Consider the following 19,557-nt stretch of genomic DNA (forward strand, 5'->3'; position numbering starts at 1 on the left):
GAAGTGGCAGGCGATGTCGCGCGATTTCGTCGGCGGTCAGCCGCTGGGACCCGTGGCGTATCAAGCACCGCAAGCCGCCTACCGCTTCTTCCTCCCGGCGGAAAACAGCCGGCCATAGTCGACGCGGCGCATGCCGTCCGGGTCGCAGCTGACGGCGTCGGGGCGGGTCTTTTCCACCTCCTGCGCCATCACGCCGATGTGCTTAGCGCCACGCTGCGGCTCGTCCTTGTAACGGTATTCGTAGAGCGAATGCCCGTCGAGTTTGCCGACTTTCTTGATGTCCTTCTTGAGCCGACGATCCGATTGGGTTCCCTTGCCAAAGTTGAACATACCGAGCACATTTCCCAGCAAACCACTGGCCGCCTGTTGGCGCGTCCTATAAGCGTCCAATTGTCCTTGATAGTTGCTCTGCACCAGCCCGGCATAATTCACCGGCTCGATCCGCTGCCCCTGCGTCGGCACGAAGTTGGGGTTGCTCACCTGGGCGCCAGAAAGCAGGCTGGAGATCTCGTTGATCGGCTGGTTGCGCTGGGCATACATTTCGTTGAGATATTGCGCCCTTGCCGCGTTCTGCGCGGCTATCTGCGCCTGCTGGGCGTTATAGGTTTGGTCCTTCAGCGCGTTGTTGGCAGCCGCTGCCGACTGGCCGTTCTGGTGCATCTGCTGCTGCGCCTCGTTGCTGAAGCCGGCGGCCGCCAGCGCCTGGTTGAAGCTCTGCTGCTGGGCGGCGTTCATCGCCTGCTGCTGCGCCTGGTTCTGGGCAAAGAGCTGCTGCTGCGCAGCATTCGCCTGCTGCATGGTGTTGGCGTTCTGGGTGTATTGCTGGTTCTGCGCCTGATTGGCGAATTGGCCGCTCGTCAGCGTCTGGTTATAGGCCTGTTGCTGGGCATTGTTCTGGAAACCAGCCGCATCGCGCGCCAGCCCCACGAGCCGCGATTGTTCCTGCCCGGCATTGAGAATGGCGCCGAAACGTGCATCGTTTGCCTGCCGGCTCGCCTGGTCGATCGCCCGGTTGTAGGCTTCCGAGCCCGGCTGCAGGCCCTGGTTGGCAAGCTGCGTTTCCAGTGCCGCCCGATCCCGCTCGAGCTGCGGGTTCATCCGCGCCATCAGCGCGTCCTCGTAGCGCTTGGTGTCGAAGTTCGTCTCGTAGGAGCGGGTAATGTCGCCGGCGTTGCCGACAGACGTCTGAATGGTACCGGCATTGCCGACACTCTTCTGAATGTCGCCGGCCCCGGCAATCGTGTTCTGGATGGTGCCGGTGTTGCCGAGGTTTGTCTGCAGGCTCGGACCGCCGCCATATTGCACGTAGTTCGGCAGGCTGATCGAGGACGGATTGCCGGCTGCCGGCGCCCCGGAAAGGTCGATCGGCTTGCCGAGCAGGTCGTTCAGCCTGCCCGACTGGTTGTTGGCAAGCGTCGCCAGGTTCTTTTCCGCGGCGTCCGTCTGATCCTTGATCGCCTGTTGCGCCGGCGAGAGCGTCTGCGTCGCCGTCACGGTCGGCAGATCGTAGACAGCGCCGCTCATCGGGTCACGCCACTTGTTCGTGCCGGTCTGCGTATAGGTCAGGCTGCCATCGGGCGTTACCTGGTTGACGTTGCCGATATAGCCGTTCGCTACCGCAGTGGCGATGTTCGTCGAGGTTTGCGCCGCCGCGGTTTCGCGCGGATCCGGCGGCTTCGGTGCTTTGGACTTGCCCATGTTACCTGCCTTTGCCCATGTTGATTACCTTTGATTGACGGGATGTGCCCGCCAGTCGTTGTCAGTGAGTGTGAAGATGATTTCCGCCTCATCCCGCCCGCGCAGGCGCGGGATGCGGTAGCTGTCAAAGCCGAAGCGCTTGGCGATGGCGATCATGCCAGTGTTGCGCTCGGAGACGCGCAGCACCACCATCTGGCAGCCGATCTCGTCCAGCGGATAGCCGAACATGGCTTTCAGCACCTGCCGCGTCAGCCAGCGCTTGCTTGTCGAGGCGGAGGAAAGCTCGATGACGCCGGCCTCCGGCACATAATTGTGAAAGACCACACCGGCGATCAGCTTGTCCCCCTCGGTCACGCCCATGGTAGTGAAGTCGGCAAAGCCGCGTTCGCAGCCGTCGATGTGGCCGGCGACGAAGTCGGCGATCGCCTGGTTTGTCGCCGGGTTGCCGGCGCCGCCCCAGATGATATTCATGTGCTCGCCTCGCCGGCTGCCACCTGCAACGTCGCGAGGTCCACCTCGAGGTCGAGCTTTGCAGGCCCGCCCGAGGTGATGACACAGCCAACGGCGAGCATGTCGCCTGCCGCGCGCACGTTCTGGCGAAAACTGTAGCGCTGCTGCTGCGACAGCCCGTCCCAGACGCCGACGTCCCAAAGCCCCACGTCCCACTCCGATGACGCGGCATCGCCTGCGGTCACAGTGGTGAAGGTCGGTATTGCGTTGTCGAAATCGGCGCGGGCAAAGAGGCGAACCTTCGGCTCGGACTTCGCCCGGAAATACATGTGTGCCATCGTCGCCGCCGTGCGCTGACCGAACTGGCCGGCCGATGCAAACTGCGAAAGATAGGCGGCGGTAAAGGTCAGCCCGTCATCCGTGCCTGTCGTGTCGCCCTGCCAGCACAGACCGTTGAGCGAGCCGAAAAACAGGCCGCCCTGCAGGGTCTCGTAGCAGGTCGCCTTCCAGTTGCTGATGGTCGACCAGCGGCCGTTCAGCACGTTGAGCACGAAGGTCGTGTCGATGACCACGGCATTGGCAGGAAAGGCGATGAACACCAGGTTCTGCTCCGGCCATTGCTTCATCACCCAGCCGGCACCCGTGGCGTTTGCCGCTCGGCGCCAGTCGTCCTCGATCGGCCGCGACACCGATACCTGGCTCAGCGCCTGCCGGTCGCGCTGAAACACCTGCGAAATCGGCGTCAACCCGTCGCTGGTGGCGATCAGGATGTCGCCGCCGGCACGGATCCAGGCATTTTTGCCGAGTGGCCGGCCGATCTGGTAGACGCCCTTCAATGCAAAACTATTGGCGTCACCAGGGTCGGAGCCGGCATAAACGGCCACCTCTCCTTCGCTCGAGACGAACACGCAGAGATCGGAAAGACCGTCGCCGCTTTCGACCGACCAGGAAAAACCGGTCAGGAGTGAGCCGCCCTTCTTCATCACCCCGCCAAGCGGAAACACCGCAGCCGCCCCGCCAATGGCGTTGACAGGCAGGTAGTAGGCATCAAGCGTCGCATTCTTCAGGAAGAACTGACGGTTCTTGAAGAGCCAGCCGTAGTTCAGCTGGGCGGCAGTTGTTGCATCGGAAAAGGTGATCGCCGGTGTCGTCGCCCATGTGCTGCCGTTGTAGACGCGGCGCTGGTCGGCGCCGTTGAGGCAGATGAGGAAGGAGTTGCCGGCGTTGGTGTGCTGGAACGTGCACCAGTCGCCGCTGGTCAGTCCGGCCGTTGCCGCCGACGTCGTCGCCGGCGGTGCGGCCGGCGACGTCATGTCGTAGATCGCCGTATCGGTCGCCATGAACAGCTTTTCGATCGCGCCGTATTTGTATTTGAAGGCACTGCGGATCGTGCCGCCATCGAGAGCCTTTCCACGCTTCTGCGATCCGCCGCGAATGCGGCATCCCACCAGCGTCGGCAGGAAGTTGCGTAGCACAGTGGCCGAGCCCGACTGTTGCGAGGCCATGTCCGCCGTTGTCACCAGACCGTTCTTCGGCGCCGGAAAGGTGATCGGCTGCGACGTCTGCTGACGCCCGATGGCGACCGCCCCGCGGTTGCTCTGCCCGATCCGGCCGGGCCGCACATCCATTCTCATGATGCCCCCCGGTCGGCGTTGATTTCCTGGATCAGCTCGGCCTCGAATTCGGCCAGGCTGTCGTCATAGGGCAGCCCCTTCTGGCGCTTCCACCGCCAGAGGATGCCCTTGGTCAGAAGCCGCTCGGCAAACAGCGGCCGGTCGTCGTCGGCCTTCAGCGTGTCGCGCTCCTCGAAGGGATCGCCAAGCACCCAGTTCCTGGCGACGTAGTCGATGACGGCGCCCACCCCGGCAGAAGCCGGAGACAGGTGGATCTGGTTGTCCCTGATGAAGAAGTAGGGTTGCGCCGGAGCGGCCGCGGCAATCACTGCCCACTGCGAACTGTTGGTGATCGGTCGGAAAAAGCTGCCCGTGGCGGTGCGGATCGCGCCGCCCGGCGTCAGGCGCTGATAGTCCGCCGGCAGGCTCAGCGGCAGAGCCAGCACCACGTGCTGCTTCAGCATGCGCTGCCAGTCGCCGCGCCGCGAGATCTCCTCGCCCGCCTCCTGCGCCAGCGCCACCATCGTCTGGGCGTTCGGGTCGTTCGATCCATAGACGCTGTCGAAACGGTCGAGCGAAACGATGTCGCAGACCTCGTTGATTACGGAAATCAGGGTCATGGCGTGGCTCCTCCGACAGTCATCTGTGCATCACCCCAGCGCGCGCGTTCGTCGCCGATCTTGAGGCCCGAAAGCGCCATCAGTTTCAGTTCCTGCGCCGCCCCGGCCTTGCCGGCATCGCGCTCCCAGACGGCGATTTCCTCGACCAGTGCGTAGAGGTAGACATCGGCCGCCTTCTCCAGGAGCCAGTTCGTTGGATTGGCGGGGGAAAGCGGCGGGACCTTGCGGTAATAGGTCATCGTCAGCCCATGGTTGCCGCCAGGCAGAACCTTGATCCGGTTTCCGACAATGGCATATCCGACCGGCGGCCCCGCCCCTCCTTGCGCATTGGCAGCAAGCTGCTGTAGCGCGACGGCCCGGATCGGCAGGCCGCTTGCCGAAAGCACCTGCCGCGTCTCCAGGAAATCGGCCGGCAAGGGCGCCTCGCCGTCGATGACGGCAATCGGCGCCTTGTGCTCCATGTCGCTGACGCGCAGCGCGCGGTTGAGCTTCAGCTCGGCAAGGCCGAGGAAGCGGGAAAAGAGATGGGCGACGTCGTTGCGGCCGCTGTATTCGCCCGCATCGACGATCAGGGAGGCATAGTCGGAAATTGTCATAGCTGCCCGTCCTTCGTGCGCCAGGCACGGTTGTCGCCATCGTTGAGAAACCGTTTGACGAACCGGTCGTCACCCTGCGAATGCGCCTCGACGAGGCCGGAGGAATGCGCGACGTTGAGAGGAATGGAGGCAACGCGGTGCCAGTCGCCGCGCCAGACCTTTTCGGCGCTGTTGCGCACATCGAGGTTTTCGCTGATCAGGTTGTCGACGGGATAGTCGACGCGATAGACGTCCTTCTCCCCGTCGAACTGGTGCCAGACGCACCGGCCGCTCGCCATGTCGTGGTCGTAGAGCGTCCACGCCCCGTCACGGATCAGCATGATCACTCCCCCGGCAGCGGATCGGCGCGCTCGGCCTTGCCGGCCGCGATCAGCGCCTTGGCCTCGTCGAGGCCGACGGACACGACAGCACCGGCAGCCGTGCGTTCGCCTTCCTGGAACCAGACGTCATAGACGAGACGGACCGGCACGGATTTCTTTGTTTCGGACATCAAAATTCTCCATGAAAAAAGGCGGCTCCGAAGAACCGCCTTGCCAAGATTTGTTCGATTGAAAGTGGCACACAGCCGCGCATCAGCACGACGGCGCTGCAACACCACCCAGCGATACTACGGATTCAGTGCCATCTCGGCACTACGCAGACCGGTGCCAACGGGCGGTCAATGCCACCCCTATTGGCACGCATTCCGGGTGATATCGGCGGTGTTCGACAGTGCCTCGACGCTTCGTGAAGGACCGTGCCGCCGATTATCGATCGGAGAAGCCGGAACCCGAAAAGGCCGGTGATCGGTTACCTCGGCTTCCCGTTTCGATCTCATCGCTTGAACAAGCTTTCGGGCTCGGGGAAGACCGTCATGTCGCCCATCATGTCAGCGGTTGCACCACAAAGCACATTTATGAGCATCGGGAAATGCGACGGTTCGACCTTGAAGACACGGTAGGCGGATTCCTTCGCCGCCTCACCGACAGCATTCGCCCGAGGGCGCGTTTCCATCACCCATTCCCCCCAGCCGGTGCGTTGCGCCTTACTCAGGGTCTCGGCGCGCGTCGAGAGCCAATGGGCAGCGAGCCGCGCGTCGTCCTTCGCACGGAACCCCCACCAGAAAGCAACCGGCTTGCTGTCCTTCTTGTGCAGCATCTGGGTATACCCTGTCAGATCCAGCCCGTAAGCTCTGACTGGCTCGGCAAAGGTCACCGGCGACCGGGAAAAGCCCACTCCAGAAGCCTTCTTCCCTCAAAGGGGCTTTCGACCGCCAGTTGTCGGAGTTTGCCTGCCTCCATCCTTCACAGGTAGCTAAAAGCAATAAAGGGATGAAATCATTGCGAAATGCAATCGCGTCAACCGCGGTTTCGGCAACCTTGAAACAGAGCCACGGCGCGTATCCGCTTCCTACTTACAGTGGCAACAACAGATATCTAACAAATAACACTGCGGACAATGCCCCAACGAATCTGACAACTGCCGGTGGCACACCCCCCATTCTTGGTGCGATCTTTAGAATTTCCCCAAGCAGTGAAATAAACAAGTGCACAAATGCGGCAAATATCAGCGCTTCCTTAAGATGGTGCATATCTGGGCCCTTTGAGGGAGAGACGGTCTGCTCGACCCTTGCATAGGGGAGACCCGCATCGCTTTCAACGCAGGCCGCTCAGATCGCCGTTGAAACCGCCTCGCCCCACGGCCCTGCCGGTTTCCTTCAGGAGGCCCGGCCCATAGCCTCCGAGATAGTGCCCGCCAACAGCACCCGCAACCGACGCCGCGCCGCTACCAAGGAGGCCCCCAATCGCGGAACCAAGCACAGAACCAAATTCACTCCAGCCGATATCGTTGGATCCGTCCCGAGTGGATTTCATGGCAGCGTTCATGCGGCCACCTTCGGCGACACGATCTCTGCCTCCAGCTTTCGAGGCAATATTGTCGGCGGCCCGATCTGTCGCCACCAACTGTCGAAAGCTCTCGGTTGGAAGCAAGGGATGGCGCGTGCTGAAGCTGCCGATGCCGGGAGCCCCGTGGGAGGGCATTGCCCCAACGCCGAAATCGTCACTCAGGAGTTCGCTTACCGGCGGATAGCGGAAGCGCGCTTCCGCGCTGTGCGGCGCCTCGACTTGAGCAATACGTTTATTGCTCAGGGCCGGACTTTCGTCGAAATAGTTGATCGCCTCGCGAACGGATTGAATTCTGGCGGGCAAGCCCACCCAGTTGAGCGTCTTGTCATTTTGGGTCACATCTCAACTCTCGTTATCATGGTTTGTCGTGCGTACGCCGTCGCCAATCCCGGTTCGGGTGGATCATCACCGTGCCGAACGGGCCCTCGTAATAGTCGGCCGTCGCCACGATGGTGTTGCGCTCACCCCCTTGCGAAACAGAGCAGCGGAACGGCGCCACGTTCGCGTCGGACATGAAGGTGACGAACACCGATTTCACATAGGGCGAAACCGAGACGTGGCGGAAGTTGGCGCCGTTCTGGTAGCCCGTCTGCATCACCTGTTCGAGGATCGCCTTGGTAAGGGGCGCTGACTGTACAGAACATTTCAAGAACAAGTGCGAGATCAGACAGAATGAAACGCCTCCAGTCCCTTACGCTCTCGGCTGGCGGCGCCGCAAACGCCCTTGCGATCTGGAGTTCGGGAAAGGTCAGAGGGTCGTGTCACGGACGCGCCCGGGTATCGGCGTCCTTGAGGGGCGGTGATCGTAAAGCGTGTCCGTTTCGTAGTTTGACAGCTTCATCGCGTCGCCGGCCGCATTCTGTCGCCTGTCCAGATGCGCCAGGCTTTTGTTTGGAGACAGAAACGTGTCGGACACGCGTTTCGTTGCAGATTGAAGCTCGTCGGTGGCGTAGAGTGAGTTCATGAACTCATCCCAGCATCGGTAGCAGTGCTTGGACCTTTGCTCCCAGCGTGCTCAATCCAGCCAACCAAAAATCCAGGCTTGCCATCGGCTCCCGCTGGCCCAAGTCTCGGAAAACAAATCCACGACGTCCGGTAAGGACCAGATGTTGCCGAGATCTTTTCGTCCCGAATGACATTCCAGATTGGCGCCGGTTTCCCCGGCCAGTCTCGGCTTTGAAATCGCGAAGAGTTTCCCCGGCTGATCCGGATACCCCTTTGTCGCCTGCAGCATGTCAACGGTTCCCCGGAAGGGCTTCTCGCCGGGAAAGTACTTCCAAAGGGCGAGGGCAGTCCCTACGGGCGTTTCATCAACCTGAAACCCCCAGGAAAAGGCGGAAGGCCGAAGGCCGTAATTCAGCACCGTGTCCTGTCTATAGCTGGTGAGGCGAAGGCCAAGCACTTCCACCGGCGGATCAAATTCGACAATGTCTGTACGCAGATGTTCGTAAAGGACCGTCCTGACTTCCTGAGAACGGAACGCCGATCGCTCACTTTTCAGAACCTCGAAAAAGTCGGTGTCGCAGGCAAACAACGCCTCGACCACCCGTTCCGCCCCAGCGGCGGCGGGTAACGCGAAACCAAAAAACCAGAGGGTGGCCAGGGCCGATACTGTCACTCTAAACAAGAAGCCTCTCCGACTCACGCCGAACGCCTTTGACTACCGATATGTTATGTTTTCCGTCCGCGCTCGTGCATCCCAACGAATGCGACCGATGCGTTTACAAGCCATTATTTACCCGCTCAACCTGTAGAACATTTCCGGAACAAACGCAAGACACCGGCCGCCTATCGGAGCTTGGCAGCGCATGCCCGCCCACGCTCGCGCTAAAAAGCCCCCGCTCCCAAGTCGTCACTCAAAAATCCGGAGCGCGTCTCGCAGCGAGAAACTGCGTCGGTTTCGAGCACCATCGGGATCCCAACGGTTGTCCGCCTCAGGCGCCGCCGCCGGAGCATACTTTCGCTCAAGCGCCTCAAACGTGAAGTCATCGGAATCATATTCGGGATAGGACACATTCAACTCAGCCGACTGCCCGGTCTTCCGGTAGAAGTCGGCGAAACGATCCATCCCGTTCGTAAGATCGATGCAACCGGCCGACCCTGGGTCCGTGCCGCCATGGATCGAAAAGCCACTCCGGTGCGCAGCCTTAGGATGTGTCGTTGATGTTGCGTTTAGAAACGCCCTGGAATTGCCCCAGGCATTCTCCAACCCCTTCCACGTCCCCCTGTTAATTCGGCCCTTGAAACGCTCCCAGCTCCCCGCCGGCGGCGGATACTGAAGCTGATCAACGTCATAGACCCCCTCGGGTATCGGCCCCCTATCAATAATCTCCTGCCATTGGGGTTCTTGAAGACCCTTTTCGCCACTCACCCCATCCCAACCACCGGCATACCGACCATTCTCGGTAGCATTCAGTCGCTTCCCATCGAAGTGAAGCTTGATTCTTTTCCCGTTGTTTCCCTGGTTCATCGCATCGTTCCTTTGTTAGACTCCTGACAGATCGGCGATCCGCATCGGATGCCTGGGCCGACCATCATCATCCCCGTGGCGCGCACGAGGACGATGATCTGAATCTGCTCGCTAGAAGACCAGCTCGCAGCACTCAGCCCAAACAGGTCCGCCGCAACACCGAGGCCCTTTTCGTTGTGCACCTTCAGCGTGCCCTCGCCGATGATCACGCCCTTGTCGGCGTCGCCGGTCTTGGCCACGTCCTTGTCCTCCTGGATCTTGCGCAGCCACAGGAAGGACAGCATGTCGGTGTCGAGGAAGAAGGCGTTGCGCGCGAGCTTGGCGGTGCCCGCCTGTACCCGGTTCGGGTGGATCATCACCGTGCCGAACGGGCCTTCGTAATAGTCGGCGGTCGCCACGATGGTATTGCGCTCGCCCCCTTGCGAAACGGCGTAGCGGAACGGCGCGACGTTGGCGTCGAACATGAAGGTGACGAACACCGATTTCACATAGGGCGAGGGCGAGACAGAGACATGGCGAAAGTTGGCGCCGTTCTGGTAGCCGGCCTGCATCACCTGGTCGAGGATCGCCTTGGTGAACGGGCGCTGCGTGCCGTCGGTCGGCGCCACCGTCAGCCCGGTCGTCGGAAGGATACCGCCTGGCTTTTACTTTCCCTGTTCGTTCCGAAAGAGGTCGGCCGGCTCTGGCGGCTTCTTGCCGGAACCAAGGGGTGTCGTGCAACCGATGAAGCCGTCAGCGAAGCCCAGCGCCTCAGAAGGCGTATAGACGGTCGCGTCGGCTTCTAGGTTCAGCGCCCACCCGTCCTTCTCTACATAATTGCTTCCGGTGCGGTTCTCCGCAACACGAATAAGTTCGTATTCATTTCCCGGCGTTTGGAAACCCCAGATCAGTTTCGGCTCGCCGGCGACATTGACACGTTGCTGAATGTACCCGGTCAAGAGAAGGCTTGAAACATATACCGGCTTCTCAAACGCTACTCGCAGTGTCGCACGTGCAGCGTCTTCAGGCTTTCGATATGGTCCCATGGCCGCCTTGAACGTCACCTTGCCAAAGGCGTCCGTCTCCTCACCAAGCGCCGCAAAGAAATCCCGCCGGCATTGCAAGAGCGCGTTCATCAGCCTGTTGCCGCCGATCAGCGGCGGCGGCCCGAACTGGGCCAATCCGAAAGTCTCTTCCGCCCACGGCAAGCGGAAGCCTCTCGTTTCGCTTTCGTCGGGCTCACAGGTTACGGCTGTCTGCTGGTCGGGATCAAAGTAGGAATCGAACTCCAGGTCCTTCGACACTGGGCCGGCAGCGGCATCCTTTGAGCTTAGCCACCAGGAACCAGTTTCAAATCTCACACGGTATCGCTCCGCAATGGCGCGCGCGGCCTCACCGGGCGTTGCGATCACCTGAAAAGCCCAGGCAAAGCGCGTCGGTTTGCCCTCCTGAATCGACTTTCGCTGAAAGAAGCGCACGACGGAAAAATCACCGACTTTAATGGGACGCTCGAACGTCACGGCTTCGCTGTAGGTACTCTCGGCCCCGGGAACATGAGGCATATTTTCTGGGCTTTCAAAGGCTTCGACCCGGAACCGCGGAAAGGTCTTTCTTTCGTCCCAAAGCACATTGAAGAACGAAGGCCTGCAGGCGACGAAAGCATCGAGAATTTTGTCGGCTTTAACGCCCGGCACTTTCGCCGATGGAAACAGGTCCTCCGGTGAAGGCAAACGCTTCCTGCCCGTCTCCCCGTTGGTTGCCAGATCCGACATCCGATCCTTGGAAGCGTCGCACATCACCAGTGCTTGCGTGGGGTTATTCGCCTGGCGAATGACGATTTTCCTGTAGCTGTCCTCCGGCGCGACCGATGCGTCGCCGTGTTGCGCCTCCGGCTCGGTGTCGAGCTTCAGTTCGAGCATATGGCCATCTTTGGCGACGAACCTGGCTCCGGGTAGCAGTTCCTCGATCACCTTGGCAACCTCAGGCACATTCCGCTCCACCTCGAAGCCCCAGGCGAAGTGCGGAACGGCAATGCCGACGGCTTCGAACTGGACATACCGGCTAAGCGGCAGTCCAGAGGCGTCGACAGGCGCTGCGAACGCGATGTAGTGCCCGGTTACTCCGTCCGACGCGTAGTCATAAGGGGCGATCGTTATTGCGCGAAAGTCTGCCTCATCGCTCGTGAGGAGGGAAAAGATGTCGGCATTGCACGCCAGGAACGCGCCGAACACCCGTCCCGCATCGATACGCTCAGCCGTCGCTGCAGGCGTCGCAAGTGCGAGCAGACAAAGGACCGCGCAAAAACGCTTGAGGCTCATGGACACCATTGGGAACCCGCATAGTTTGTAGAACATTACTGCTTCGCCGTCAGAAACAGTGTGGCAGGGTCGGATTCTGCTCCATCGGCCGGCACGGTACAGGTGAGGAGCCCATCAGCGATCTTGAAAGAGGGCGACGGCGCATAGCCCGTATCCTCGGTCGTCAGATCAAGCCCCCAGCGGTCACCTTCGAGCGGCTGAGCGCCAGTGCGTAACCGCAGCACCTCGGCAAGCTGATCCCGTCCATCTCTCGTCTGGAAGCCCCAGGTCAATTGCCGCTTGCCGTCCACGGAGTCCGTCCGCTGTGTATAGCCCGTGATTGCGATACCCCAGATCTCTATCGGCACCGGGAAAATGACCAAGGCGGCAGCGCGCGAAGGCTTTTTGGATTTTGACTGGCTCGATGACAGCACAGTCCGCCGCTCAAAGACTTCCGTTTCCCCGAATGACGCCCTCTCCTTCTTGAGTCTGACGAAAAAGTCTGGCTCGCAGAATAGAAGCGCCTTCATCAGGCCGTCGGTGTCCTTGAGGGGTGGCAACCCGATCTGAGGCGCCCCAAAAACCTGTACGGCCTCAGGCATTCGGAAGTCGCCGATATCCCCTGACTCGAGTTCGCAGGTGATTGTCGTCGTCCCGCCATCATAGCCCGCGATTTTCAGCAGGGTGGATATCCCGCCTTGTTCCTCCGGCGCTGCCTCCGGAGCCACGCCCCAGGCTCCCATGACCCAGGGCCTGACCAGTTCCACGCCGTAGCGCTCCTCCATCAACCGCCTGACATCCGTCAGTGTGGCAGCCACCTGGAATGCCCAGCTATAGCTCTCCGGCTTGCCGGCAACGATGTGTCGTCGCTGCAAGAAGCGCAGAAGGGAGAAACCATCAGCGTTGACCGGCTGGCCGAACGTCACTGCTGACCAGTATTCGCTTTGTGCGCCCGGTCCGTGCAGAGCGTTTTTGGGGTCATCGAATACTTGGATCTGGACGGGGCCGAATGCCTGACGCTCAGCCTTCAGCAGCGCAAAAAAATCAGGCTTGCATGCACGCAAAGCGTCAAACACACGTTTTGCACTGGCAGATGACGCTTGCGAAGAGGATGCGGGGATTGCTGAACTCAAGACAAACAAAGCCGCTAGGGCCGACACCCACAATCTGAACAAGGCTTCTCCTCGGTCGGCGTGCCGAACGCTATTTATGAGTGGAAAATTGAGAACGAATGCGGGGGCCGACGCTCAGTGCGCAGGCGAATGCGAACGATACGCTTATCCCTTCATTCGCTCGCAAAACGAGTAGAACATTGAGAGAACAAACACAAGGGATTTTTTAGCGGAAATCGTGTCACTCGCAAGGCACAACCGCACTCGCCACAACGACAGCGTCTGTCGTGACGAAGCTCGGCCCCGGCAGCGAACTCATTCGAACCAATTGCCTGCGGCATCCTTCAGGGATCTGCGGCGTCCAAACAAACGATCCCAAAATCCCGGGGCATCCGAAGGAGGCGTCGATGAAGCGGGGTCCACGCCACCGTCCTGGGATAGTTTCGTGCCGGGGTCGCCCCCCGCAGGCCGCAGCAAGTGTTGACGCAGCTCTTCAACTTTTCCGGCAAGCGCCATTTGAAGCGGTCCATCTTGTTCGGTAGGGGGAATCGTGACGGATAGCCTGTCTTCAAAGGGCCGCCCCTGCGGTATCGGCATCCGGCCCTCACGCGCGCGCAGGTTCATCTGATAGGTGTCTAGAAATTGCTCCGGCGTCATGCGCTGCTCTTTGCCACCAGGTAAGCTTGTCCAGGTCGTCGCCAGATTGCCGCCAGCAGCCTTGATTGTACTGGGGTCTGCGGACATCAGCGCTTCATCCAAGTCTCCTCCCTTCGTTACTCGCCGGTAGGCGTCCTGCGCGATTTTCCAGGCTGCGCGATCCTGATTGTGCGGCGAGAAGTCCTCCAGTCGCATCTTTTTCGCATAGGGGTCCCACGTCGGGGCCCGGATCTGATATCTGCCGGCGGCGGAACTCATTTTGCCTTTGTTCTCTCCCTTGTCGATCCGGCTTGGATTGCGAGGATGATCGGAGAAATCGACAATGCGCGCCTTTCCCTTCGGGCCGTACATGTTGTCGTACTCGCCACCTTCCGCGGTGGCTATCGTATCGAAAAGAGCGCGCTGGTACCGCTCAAATGGATCTCGCTTGCTTTTCAAGAGCATCGCCTGGCGAAAACCGGGCATATCACCTGACTCGTTTCCCACTTACTTGTCCCTTTCGAAAGAAAGTTGCCTGCGCAGCCCTTCGTGCGCGGAAGTTTACCAACACAGCCAAAGGACGGCCGCTCCTGGCGCTGCCTCAATGGCAAAGGCGGACCTACGCCCGCCCCACCACTTCTCGCTTGCCTGCTAGTCAGCTCGCAGCACTCAGCCCAAACAGGTCCGCCGCAACGCCGAGGCCCTTTTCGTTGTGCACCTTCAGCGTGCCCTCTCCGATGATCACGCCCTTGTCGGCGTCGCCGGTCTTGGCCACGTCCTTGTCTTCCTGGATCTTGCGCAGCCACAGGAAGGACAGCATGTCGGTGTCGAGGAAGAAGGCGTTGCGCGCGAGCTTGGCGGTGCCCGCCTGTACCCGGTTCGGGTGGATCATCACCGTGCCGAACGGACCTTCGTAGTAGTCGGCCGTCGCCACGATGGTGTTGCGCTCGCCGCCTTGCGAGACGGAGTAGCGGAACGGCGCGACGTTGGCGTCGGACATGAAGGTGACGAATACCGATTTCACATAGGGCGAGACAGAGACATGGCGGAAGTTGGCGCCGTTCTGGTAGCCGGCCTGCATCACCTGGTCGAGGATCGCCTTGGTGAACGGGCGCTGCGTGCCGTCGGTCGGCGCCACCGTCAGGCCCGTCGTCGGGTTATAGCCGCCATTGGCGCCGGTCGCCCCGCGCGAGACGTTGGTGGTGATCCAGGTCGGCAGCGAACCGAATTCGCGCGTCGCACCGGAGACGGAAGCATTGGTGTCGACGATGGCGTATTCGATGTCCTTGCGGATCTCCACGCCCTTCTTCAGCTTCTGGTACTTGCGCTTCTGCACGTTGCCGGCCTCGGAAACGACTTCCTGCGTCGCCGAGATGATCCAGTCCTTGCGCATGATCTGGGTGTAGTTACCGAGCCTGGTCGGCGCGATGATCGTGCCGAAGGTGTATTCCTCGCCTTCCTGGCGGATGTTTTCGCCGGGCGAGGCCAGTTCGTCGGTTTCCCATTCCGGGTGGTGCGTCTTGCACGTGCCCTTTTCGATCAGCGAGTAGATCGGCGTATCCTCGGGCGTGATGCGGGAAACGACGTCGGAGAGGTCCTCGCGGTTGCCCACGGCCTGAGAGGTGGTGAAGGTGTTTGCTACAACAGCCATGATAGTGGTCCTTGAATGTTGGGATGGATCGCACGCGCCGGCCTGAGGCGAGCGCGGGCGATACGGATCGGTTTTGGTCGGGGCATGTCGCCACCACGTGAGCGGCCCAGGGAATGTGCGCGCAACCGCGCCTCGCCGGAAAGCACGTAAAGACAAGGCGCTAGAGCCGTTTCCGGACTCTGTTTGTGCGCTTTGCGCGAACATCGATCAGTCGAAGTCGACCGCCATCGCGTCGCGGATCGAGCCGGTTTTCGACAGTCGCTTCATCGCCTCCAGGCTTTCGCGCGGGGAGCGTTCCGCCTTTGCCGACGGCCTTGGGCGCGCCACCGGCGACGGCGCCCTTTTCAGCTTGGCCATTGCCCGCGTCTTTGCCTGTTCGGCCGCAAGGCCGAGCCGGGCGTAATGCGCGAGCTTGAACATGCGGTGGTCGGCGACCTCGCGCACCTCCTCTTCGGAGAAGCCGAGGGTCCGCGCCACGTCGAAAGCGCCGGCGAAGAAGGCCAGACGCCCCTCCTCGTGCGCGGTCTGCGGAAAGGCTTCGATCAGCTTGGCGTTTTCGGCCTCGAGCTCATCGTCGCTGGCCACTGATGCCAGCGCGTCGACGACGTTTGCCGGCCCTTCTGCAATCGCGAGGATCTCGTCGATCCGCTCGAGCCCCGCCTGATGCAGTCCCCATTGGCGGCGATAGCCGTCGGGGTCGAGCGCCGCCATATGTTCCGGCGGCTCCGGCGGTATCTGGCTTGCCAATAGGTTGGCGAAAGCGTTGGCAGATTGGGCGACGCGGTTGGCCATACCTTCCAGCGCCCGCCCGCGGTTGGCGATGTCCTGCGTCTTGTGGCGGTAGTCGCGGTCCCGCATGTATCCGAGCTTCAGCTCCGAGAACGGCACGTCCTCGCCGCCCTTGAGCCGCACCAGGAAATCCTCGGCTTCGTTGGCCGCCTCGTCCTCGTGAGGCTCGGTCGGCTCGTCGTCAAGGTCTGCGGGTTCACCGGATGTCAGGCCATCGTCGATGGCCGCATCCGTCTCGCCGTCATAGTCCGCCTCGTAGAGTTCCGGGTTGGCCCAGTCATCGATATGCGGCTCCCGGAAGTTCAGGTTTTCGGGGTCGTCCAGATCGGTCGAGCGGTCAACGGTTTTGCTCCCGCCGTAAGGCAGGTTGGCACTATCGTTCATCATGGTGTGACCTTTTTGAAAGGTGGTTCAATGCATTGGGTCATTCCGGCGAAAGCCTGGAACGACCATAGAAAGCGCTTGCCCTTAAGCGGGTGCGCCCTTGCCGTCAGCCTTGGCTTGCTCCGTCAGGAACTTGAGCTTGGCTCGGAAATTTCGGATGGCACGGGTCTCGGCGGCATAGGCCGCCCGGCCCGCGTCGTCGGTCAGGCCGGCATGGATGCAGCCGTTGATGGCCGCCCCCTCCAACTCGTTCATCAGTTCGTCGAAATAGGGCACGTCGAGTATGGCGCGCGCAGCGGCCGCCCGTTCGTCCGGTTTCATGCTGTTGACCTCCGCTGGAGAGCGGCGAATTCGACCGAAATTTTCATCGAAGGCCGCCTTGATTCTGCTTTTGTTCCGCACTACCCATGTGTGAACTTGAGTGATTTGCCATCCTAGGTAGCCACCCCATCTGCGACCGAAATGATACCTGAGCGGCCGTTTCTGCATCAGAGGCCTCGGTCCGCGTTGCCCGTCCCTGCGCAAGGCCCGAACAGAGCGGATGGCCGGCGCCAGTCATCGACACGCGCTCGTCTATCGAATGAGGAACACATGAGAAGATTATCGAGCTTGATATTGTCCGCCCTGCTTCTCGCTGCCGCGGCTTCGCCAGTCACCGCGATCGGCCAATCGGGAGAGCCGCGCTACCTCGTCAAGGTCTTCCTGCTCAAGACGGACAAAACCTTCGATCACGCGACTGGCTGGTGCGGCCAGGACAGCGTCTGCACCCTAATGGTCGGCGATTATTTGGTCGGCTTACGCTTCTTCCTGAGTGGCGAAAGCTACCGCCTGCGTGTCAAGCCGTCCTCGGATGGCGACGATCGCTGCTGCGTCTTTAAGGATGGAAGCGACGAGGCCTCCGTCGCAAACGGTCGTCCGCACGACGAAAGGCTCTATTACAGGACAGCCTCTGGCCGCCGGGAGCTCGGCACACTCTACATCGCACTCGAAAACCTCGAATAGCCGCGCGGCGGCTCACTCCTTCCATTTGTCGAGCGCTGTCCTCAGTGAAATGGGCTGCTCCCGTGTAGGATTGTTCCAGGGCATATCTTGCCAGTTCTTTGGCAACTGCGGGTGGTTCCTAAAGGGATCCTCGTAGAAGCTCTGGTACTCCTTCAAGCTCAGCTGTTCTTGCAACGATTGAATGGACGAGACGATGTCCTTCAAAGTTGCCGTCCCGTCGTCGTTCGAGACCTTGGACTGCAGTAAGTCGAGCTCGGTCTTTACGTCTTCAACGTTTTTCTGCATTCCGCTCAGGCCCCGACGTCGTCCGGCGCTGTTGGCGTCGTCACCGCGAGGATCCTTCGACAGTGCCCCAGAGGCTTCCGCAACCCCTCCGCCGTGTAGGCTTTCGGCCCCTCGAAAGCGCTACGCAAAAGGTCTTCCGCATAGGCTCTCGCATCGTCGGGACTTAGATAGCCCGCCCCAGGGCTAGGCAGATTGCGCCGCTCCACGGCACCGGAACCGGGCTTCGCTCGACGCGGCGAGATGAAATCATCCATGGCTTTTCCTTTCAAGATTGATGGTCAGTGGCTCTGCGCGCAGGGCTTCGTTGCGCCCCGGTGCAAAGCGTCGGCACACACGGCACCCGTCTGGCTACAGCACGAGGCAGATAACGCCGCTCATGCGATCAAGCGCACGACAGGACAAGGTTAGATTGATTCTTGCTTTGTTCTTAATTATCTATTGGGAAACGCATTATGAGCGATACCCCCAGGCGACGGTAGCAGCGAAAGCCCGTACGCATTCTGCGACTGGGCAAAACAGGGTTGGAAACATGAAGAAAATTGCCCTTGCCTTTGATGTTGTCGTCGGGACGATTTTCAACCTCATCGACCTTCTCATCTTCGAGTTTCTCCTGCATCGGACTGCCCGCGTCATCGTACCGCTGGTCAGCTTCGGCAAGATTGAAGTCGAGGATATTCATGCAGTCCCTACCGGCTTCAACTGGCTGGGTCTAAAGCGCCGGGATGACGGCCGATATGTCCTGAACTCTACCATGAGCATGTTGGCGGCCGCGATCTTCTGGCTTCTTTGCCTGGTCGTCTATTTCGCCTTCACCCGCGATTTCTGAAACCATACGGCGCGCACGGCATTCGGCCTCATTCACGCCACTTGCGCTGCGCCTCTCGCAGGGTTGCTCGTCCGGGAAAAAGCCCGCCCCAAAAACCGCCGCCCTTGGATGGTTGGTCGCCAGCAGGCGCCACTGGCAGCCGGGACGTTCGGGACACAGGCGCCATTTTCGGACCATTCTTGGGAACGTTTGGATCGCCCTTATACGCATCCTCCCAGAATCCCGGGTTCTGGCCATAGATTTCATACGCGTCGTGCCATTCGTTGCCAAAGTCCTGTGCAATCCTGTCCGCGTAGGCTTCGGGTCCATTGAGCGTGTCGTTAAACATCGACTTGCCCAATTTCCTGCCGACCCACTTCAGTCCCTGATCGATCAACAAGGGATTCATGTAACTCTCCGTGATAGGCGCGAAGCCCGGGCCGGGCCGCGCAGAGACGCAGGCCGTGCGGCAGTTCTTGGCGCCATTGTCTAGATGTTGTTGGGATTTGTCAGATGAGCGCGAGTGGCTTCCGCCACGTGCTCTCGTGGAATTTCACGCCGGCATAGCCGAGATGTGGCGGGCTCATCAGCGGCCAGGCTCTGCTGGCGTTTGAGGTTAAGTTCGGCGTCGATCTGGTAGCGCTTCAGCGCCCCGTTCTGCTGAATCTCGGCAAGCTTCAACTCGCGCTCCATCTCCAGCTTGCGTCGTGCGGTCTCGCTTTCCACGCGGGTCTTTTCAGCCGCAAGCTGCGCTTCCACCTGCAGACGCTGCATCGCCACATCCGGCGGCTGCTGCTGCGTCGCCTGCATCCGCTTCTGGATGTCCTCCGGCGTCGGCTTGGTGAAATAGAGATCGGGCGATTTCAGCCCCGCCGCCTCCACCGTCTTGGCAATGCAGGTGAGCGCACGTCCCGCTGACTGCCGGCAGTAGCGCTAGGGCTAGATCGTGCCCTCGCGCGCAGGCGCTGCAATCTGTGCCTTGGCAAGTTTTCTGACTGGAAGGTCGAGGGCGATATAGGTCAGCAGAAACACGAAGGTCTGGGGTCCAAGAAGGCCAAACAAGACCACAATTGCGATTCTTTCCAAAAGAAGATTGACACTGTCCGTGCCGTCGACAACGACGAAGTACCCGAATGGCACGATCATCAAAACGACAGCCGCCAAGGTGATATACAGAAGCCGCTTCCACAAACGCACGGCCGGAAGCGGCACGAAGGCGAATAGGTAGAGCGACGAAAACAGCAGGGCCATGGTGAGGTCCAAGCGACCGAAAAACCAGGCAAC

The 19,557-nt window shown here is 60.7% G+C and carries 24 protein-coding genes and 2 pseudogenes; 2 read left to right on the top strand and 24 right to left on the bottom strand.

Annotation, left to right across the window (positions count from 1 at the left end; translation table 11 throughout):
• Window positions 1-78: 78 nt before the first annotated feature.
• The 20 genes and pseudogenes from BC360_RS00630 to BC360_RS00720 all read right to left on the bottom strand — a co-directional run bounded on the left by BC360_RS00630 (window position 79) and on the right by BC360_RS00720 (window position 16,502).
• Window positions 79-1,698: a tail fiber domain-containing protein gene (locus BC360_RS00630; protein ID WP_065793886.1), complete on the bottom strand. Its 1,620-nt coding sequence runs from the start codon at window positions 1,696-1,698 to the stop codon at window positions 79-81.
• Between the two features lie 24 nt (window positions 1,699-1,722).
• Window positions 1,723-2,169: a GNAT family N-acetyltransferase gene (locus BC360_RS00635; RefSeq protein ID WP_065793887.1), complete on the bottom strand. Its 447-nt coding sequence runs from the start codon at window positions 2,167-2,169 to the stop codon at window positions 1,723-1,725.
• On the bottom strand, window positions 2,166-3,776 hold the full coding sequence (locus BC360_RS00640; RefSeq protein ID WP_413813720.1) for a hypothetical protein: 1,611 nt from the start codon (window positions 3,774-3,776) through the stop codon (window positions 2,166-2,168). Before BC360_RS00640 ends, BC360_RS00635 begins: the two co-directional genes overlap by 4 nt.
• 2 nt (window positions 3,777-3,778) lie before the next feature.
• Window positions 3,779-4,381, bottom strand: coding sequence for a hypothetical protein (locus tag BC360_RS00645; protein ID WP_065793889.1), 603 nt, complete (start codon window positions 4,379-4,381; stop codon window positions 3,779-3,781).
• Window positions 4,378-4,977, bottom strand: a complete 600-nt coding sequence (locus tag BC360_RS00650; protein ID WP_065793890.1) for a hypothetical protein — start codon at window positions 4,975-4,977, stop codon at window positions 4,378-4,380. The genes BC360_RS00645 and BC360_RS00650 overlap by 4 nt, the downstream gene beginning before the upstream one ends.
• Window positions 4,974-5,297: a hypothetical protein gene (locus BC360_RS00655; RefSeq protein WP_065783442.1), complete on the bottom strand. Its 324-nt coding sequence runs from the start codon at window positions 5,295-5,297 to the stop codon at window positions 4,974-4,976. Before BC360_RS00655 ends, BC360_RS00650 begins: the two co-directional genes overlap by 4 nt.
• A gap of 2 nt (window positions 5,298-5,299) precedes the next feature.
• Complete coding sequence (locus BC360_RS32280; protein WP_167590792.1) at window positions 5,300-5,467, bottom strand: hypothetical protein; 168 nt, start codon at window positions 5,465-5,467, stop codon at window positions 5,300-5,302.
• Window positions 5,468-5,790: 323 nt separating this feature from the next.
• Entirely contained in the window at window positions 5,791-6,192 is a 402-nt protein-coding gene (locus BC360_RS00660) for a hypothetical protein (protein ID WP_065793891.1), read from the bottom strand.
• Window positions 6,193-6,611: 419 nt separating this feature from the next.
• Window positions 6,612-7,202, bottom strand: coding sequence for a hypothetical protein (locus BC360_RS00665; RefSeq protein ID WP_065793892.1), 591 nt, complete (start codon window positions 7,200-7,202; stop codon window positions 6,612-6,614).
• Window positions 7,203-7,218: 16 nt separating this feature from the next.
• A pseudogene (locus tag BC360_RS00670) lies at window positions 7,219-7,482 on the bottom strand (DUF5309 family protein); the annotation flags it as partial.
• Window positions 7,483-7,611: 129 nt separating this feature from the next.
• Entirely contained in the window at window positions 7,612-7,827 is a 216-nt protein-coding gene (locus tag BC360_RS00675; protein WP_065793894.1) for a hypothetical protein, read from the bottom strand.
• A 51-nt stretch (window positions 7,828-7,878) separates the two neighbouring features.
• Window positions 7,879-8,490: a hypothetical protein gene (locus BC360_RS00680; RefSeq protein WP_065793895.1), complete on the bottom strand. Its 612-nt coding sequence runs from the start codon at window positions 8,488-8,490 to the stop codon at window positions 7,879-7,881.
• 225 nt (window positions 8,491-8,715) lie between these two features.
• Complete coding sequence (locus tag BC360_RS00685; RefSeq protein WP_065783447.1) at window positions 8,716-9,333, bottom strand: L,D-transpeptidase family protein; 618 nt, start codon at window positions 9,331-9,333, stop codon at window positions 8,716-8,718.
• A 122-nt stretch (window positions 9,334-9,455) separates the two neighbouring features.
• Window positions 9,456-9,971 (bottom strand): annotated as a pseudogene (locus BC360_RS00690) (DUF5309 family protein); the annotation flags it as partial.
• 6 nt (window positions 9,972-9,977) lie between these two features.
• Window positions 9,978-11,666, bottom strand: a complete 1,689-nt coding sequence (locus tag BC360_RS00695; protein WP_139109856.1) for a hypothetical protein — start codon at window positions 11,664-11,666, stop codon at window positions 9,978-9,980.
• Window positions 11,666-12,784 carry a hypothetical protein gene (locus BC360_RS00700; protein ID WP_139109857.1) on the bottom strand — a complete coding sequence of 373 codons (1,119 nt, stop codon included), beginning with the start codon at window positions 12,782-12,784 and terminating at the stop codon, window positions 11,666-11,668. The genes BC360_RS00695 and BC360_RS00700 overlap by 1 nt, the downstream gene beginning before the upstream one ends.
• A gap of 252 nt (window positions 12,785-13,036) precedes the next feature.
• Window positions 13,037-13,864, bottom strand: coding sequence for a hypothetical protein (locus tag BC360_RS00705; RefSeq protein WP_208858140.1), 828 nt, complete (start codon window positions 13,862-13,864; stop codon window positions 13,037-13,039).
• A gap of 148 nt (window positions 13,865-14,012) precedes the next feature.
• Window positions 14,013-15,008 (bottom strand): DUF5309 domain-containing protein, encoded by a 996-nt coding sequence (locus BC360_RS00710; RefSeq protein WP_065793899.1) that lies wholly within the window; start codon window positions 15,006-15,008, stop codon window positions 14,013-14,015.
• A 207-nt stretch (window positions 15,009-15,215) separates the two neighbouring features.
• On the bottom strand, window positions 15,216-16,184 hold the full coding sequence (locus BC360_RS00715; RefSeq protein ID WP_065793900.1) for a hypothetical protein: 969 nt from the start codon (window positions 16,182-16,184) through the stop codon (window positions 15,216-15,218).
• 81 nt (window positions 16,185-16,265) lie between these two features.
• Window positions 16,266-16,502 carry a hypothetical protein gene (locus BC360_RS00720; RefSeq protein ID WP_065783476.1) on the bottom strand — a complete coding sequence of 79 codons (237 nt, stop codon included), beginning with the start codon at window positions 16,500-16,502 and terminating at the stop codon, window positions 16,266-16,268.
• 270 nt (window positions 16,503-16,772) lie between these two features.
• Between BC360_RS00720 and BC360_RS00725 the strand changes: the two genes are divergently transcribed.
• Entirely contained in the window at window positions 16,773-17,183 is a 411-nt protein-coding gene (locus tag BC360_RS00725; protein ID WP_065793901.1) for a hypothetical protein, read from the top strand.
• Between the two features lie 12 nt (window positions 17,184-17,195).
• Here the strand turns inward: BC360_RS00725 and BC360_RS00730 are convergent, their stop codons facing one another.
• Window positions 17,196-17,468, bottom strand: a complete 273-nt coding sequence (locus tag BC360_RS00730; protein ID WP_065793902.1) for a hypothetical protein — start codon at window positions 17,466-17,468, stop codon at window positions 17,196-17,198.
• Window positions 17,469-17,877: 409 nt separating this feature from the next.
• Between BC360_RS00730 and BC360_RS00740 the strand changes: the two genes are divergently transcribed.
• Entirely contained in the window at window positions 17,878-18,294 is a 417-nt protein-coding gene (locus BC360_RS00740; RefSeq protein WP_139109858.1) for a hypothetical protein, read from the top strand.
• 28 nt (window positions 18,295-18,322) lie between these two features.
• Here the strand turns inward: BC360_RS00740 and BC360_RS00745 are convergent, their stop codons facing one another.
• The 3 genes from BC360_RS00745 to BC360_RS00755 all read right to left on the bottom strand — a co-directional run bounded on the left by BC360_RS00745 (window position 18,323) and on the right by BC360_RS00755 (window position 19,524).
• Window positions 18,323-18,682, bottom strand: coding sequence for a hypothetical protein (locus BC360_RS00745; protein ID WP_065793904.1), 360 nt, complete (start codon window positions 18,680-18,682; stop codon window positions 18,323-18,325).
• An 80-nt stretch (window positions 18,683-18,762) separates the two neighbouring features.
• Complete coding sequence (locus BC360_RS00750; RefSeq protein ID WP_065793905.1) at window positions 18,763-19,155, bottom strand: hypothetical protein; 393 nt, start codon at window positions 19,153-19,155, stop codon at window positions 18,763-18,765.
• A 57-nt stretch (window positions 19,156-19,212) separates the two neighbouring features.
• A complete protein-coding gene (locus tag BC360_RS00755; protein WP_139109859.1) occupies window positions 19,213-19,524 on the bottom strand; it encodes a hypothetical protein in 312 nt (103 codons plus the stop codon).
• Between the last annotated feature and the right edge of the window lie 33 nt (window positions 19,525-19,557).

The organism is Ensifer sp. LC163 (genome assembly GCF_001695855.1).
In the GTDB taxonomy this organism is placed as follows: Bacteria; Pseudomonadota; Alphaproteobacteria; order Rhizobiales; family Rhizobiaceae; genus Ensifer.

Coding starts and splice junctions, on each gene's coding strand:
- BC360_RS00725 (WP_065793901.1), top strand. CDS start 16,773: ATGAGAAGATTATCGAGCTTGATATTGTCCGCCCTGCTTCTCGCTGCC.
- BC360_RS00685 (WP_065783447.1), bottom strand. CDS start 9,333: ATGAACCAGGGAAACAACGGGAAAAGAATCAAGCTTCACTTCGATGGG.
- BC360_RS00630 (WP_065793886.1), bottom strand. CDS start 1,698: ATGGGCAAGTCCAAAGCACCGAAGCCGCCGGATCCGCGCGAAACCGCG.
- BC360_RS00675 (WP_065793894.1), bottom strand. CDS start 7,827: ATGAACTCACTCTACGCCACCGACGAGCTTCAATCTGCAACGAAACGC.
- BC360_RS00745 (WP_065793904.1), bottom strand. CDS start 18,682: ATGAATCCCTTGTTGATCGATCAGGGACTGAAGTGGGTCGGCAGGAAA.
- BC360_RS00650 (WP_065793890.1), bottom strand. CDS start 4,977: ATGACAATTTCCGACTATGCCTCCCTGATCGTCGATGCGGGCGAATAC.
- BC360_RS00645 (WP_065793889.1), bottom strand. CDS start 4,381: ATGACCCTGATTTCCGTAATCAACGAGGTCTGCGACATCGTTTCGCTC.
- BC360_RS00655 (WP_065783442.1), bottom strand. CDS start 5,297: ATGCTGATCCGTGACGGGGCGTGGACGCTCTACGACCACGACATGGCG.
- BC360_RS00635 (WP_065793887.1), bottom strand. CDS start 2,169: ATGAATATCATCTGGGGCGGCGCCGGCAACCCGGCGACAAACCAGGCG.
- BC360_RS00710 (WP_065793899.1), bottom strand. CDS start 15,008: ATGGCTGTTGTAGCAAACACCTTCACCACCTCTCAGGCCGTGGGCAAC.
- BC360_RS00755 (WP_139109859.1), bottom strand. CDS start 19,524: ATGGCCCTGCTGTTTTCGTCGCTCTACCTATTCGCCTTCGTGCCGCTT.
- BC360_RS00715 (WP_065793900.1), bottom strand. CDS start 16,184: ATGATGAACGATAGTGCCAACCTGCCTTACGGCGGGAGCAAAACCGTT.
- BC360_RS00695 (WP_139109856.1), bottom strand. CDS start 11,666: ATGTTCTACAAACTATGCGGGTTCCCAATGGTGTCCATGAGCCTCAAG.
- BC360_RS00730 (WP_065793902.1), bottom strand. CDS start 17,468: ATGCAGAAAAACGTTGAAGACGTAAAGACCGAGCTCGACTTACTGCAG.
- BC360_RS32280 (WP_167590792.1), bottom strand. CDS start 5,467: ATGTCCGAAACAAAGAAATCCGTGCCGGTCCGTCTCGTCTATGACGTC.
- BC360_RS00640 (WP_413813720.1), bottom strand. CDS start 3,776: ATGGATGTGCGGCCCGGCCGGATCGGGCAGAGCAACCGCGGGGCGGTC.
- BC360_RS00720 (WP_065783476.1), bottom strand. CDS start 16,502: ATGAAACCGGACGAACGGGCGGCCGCTGCGCGCGCCATACTCGACGTG.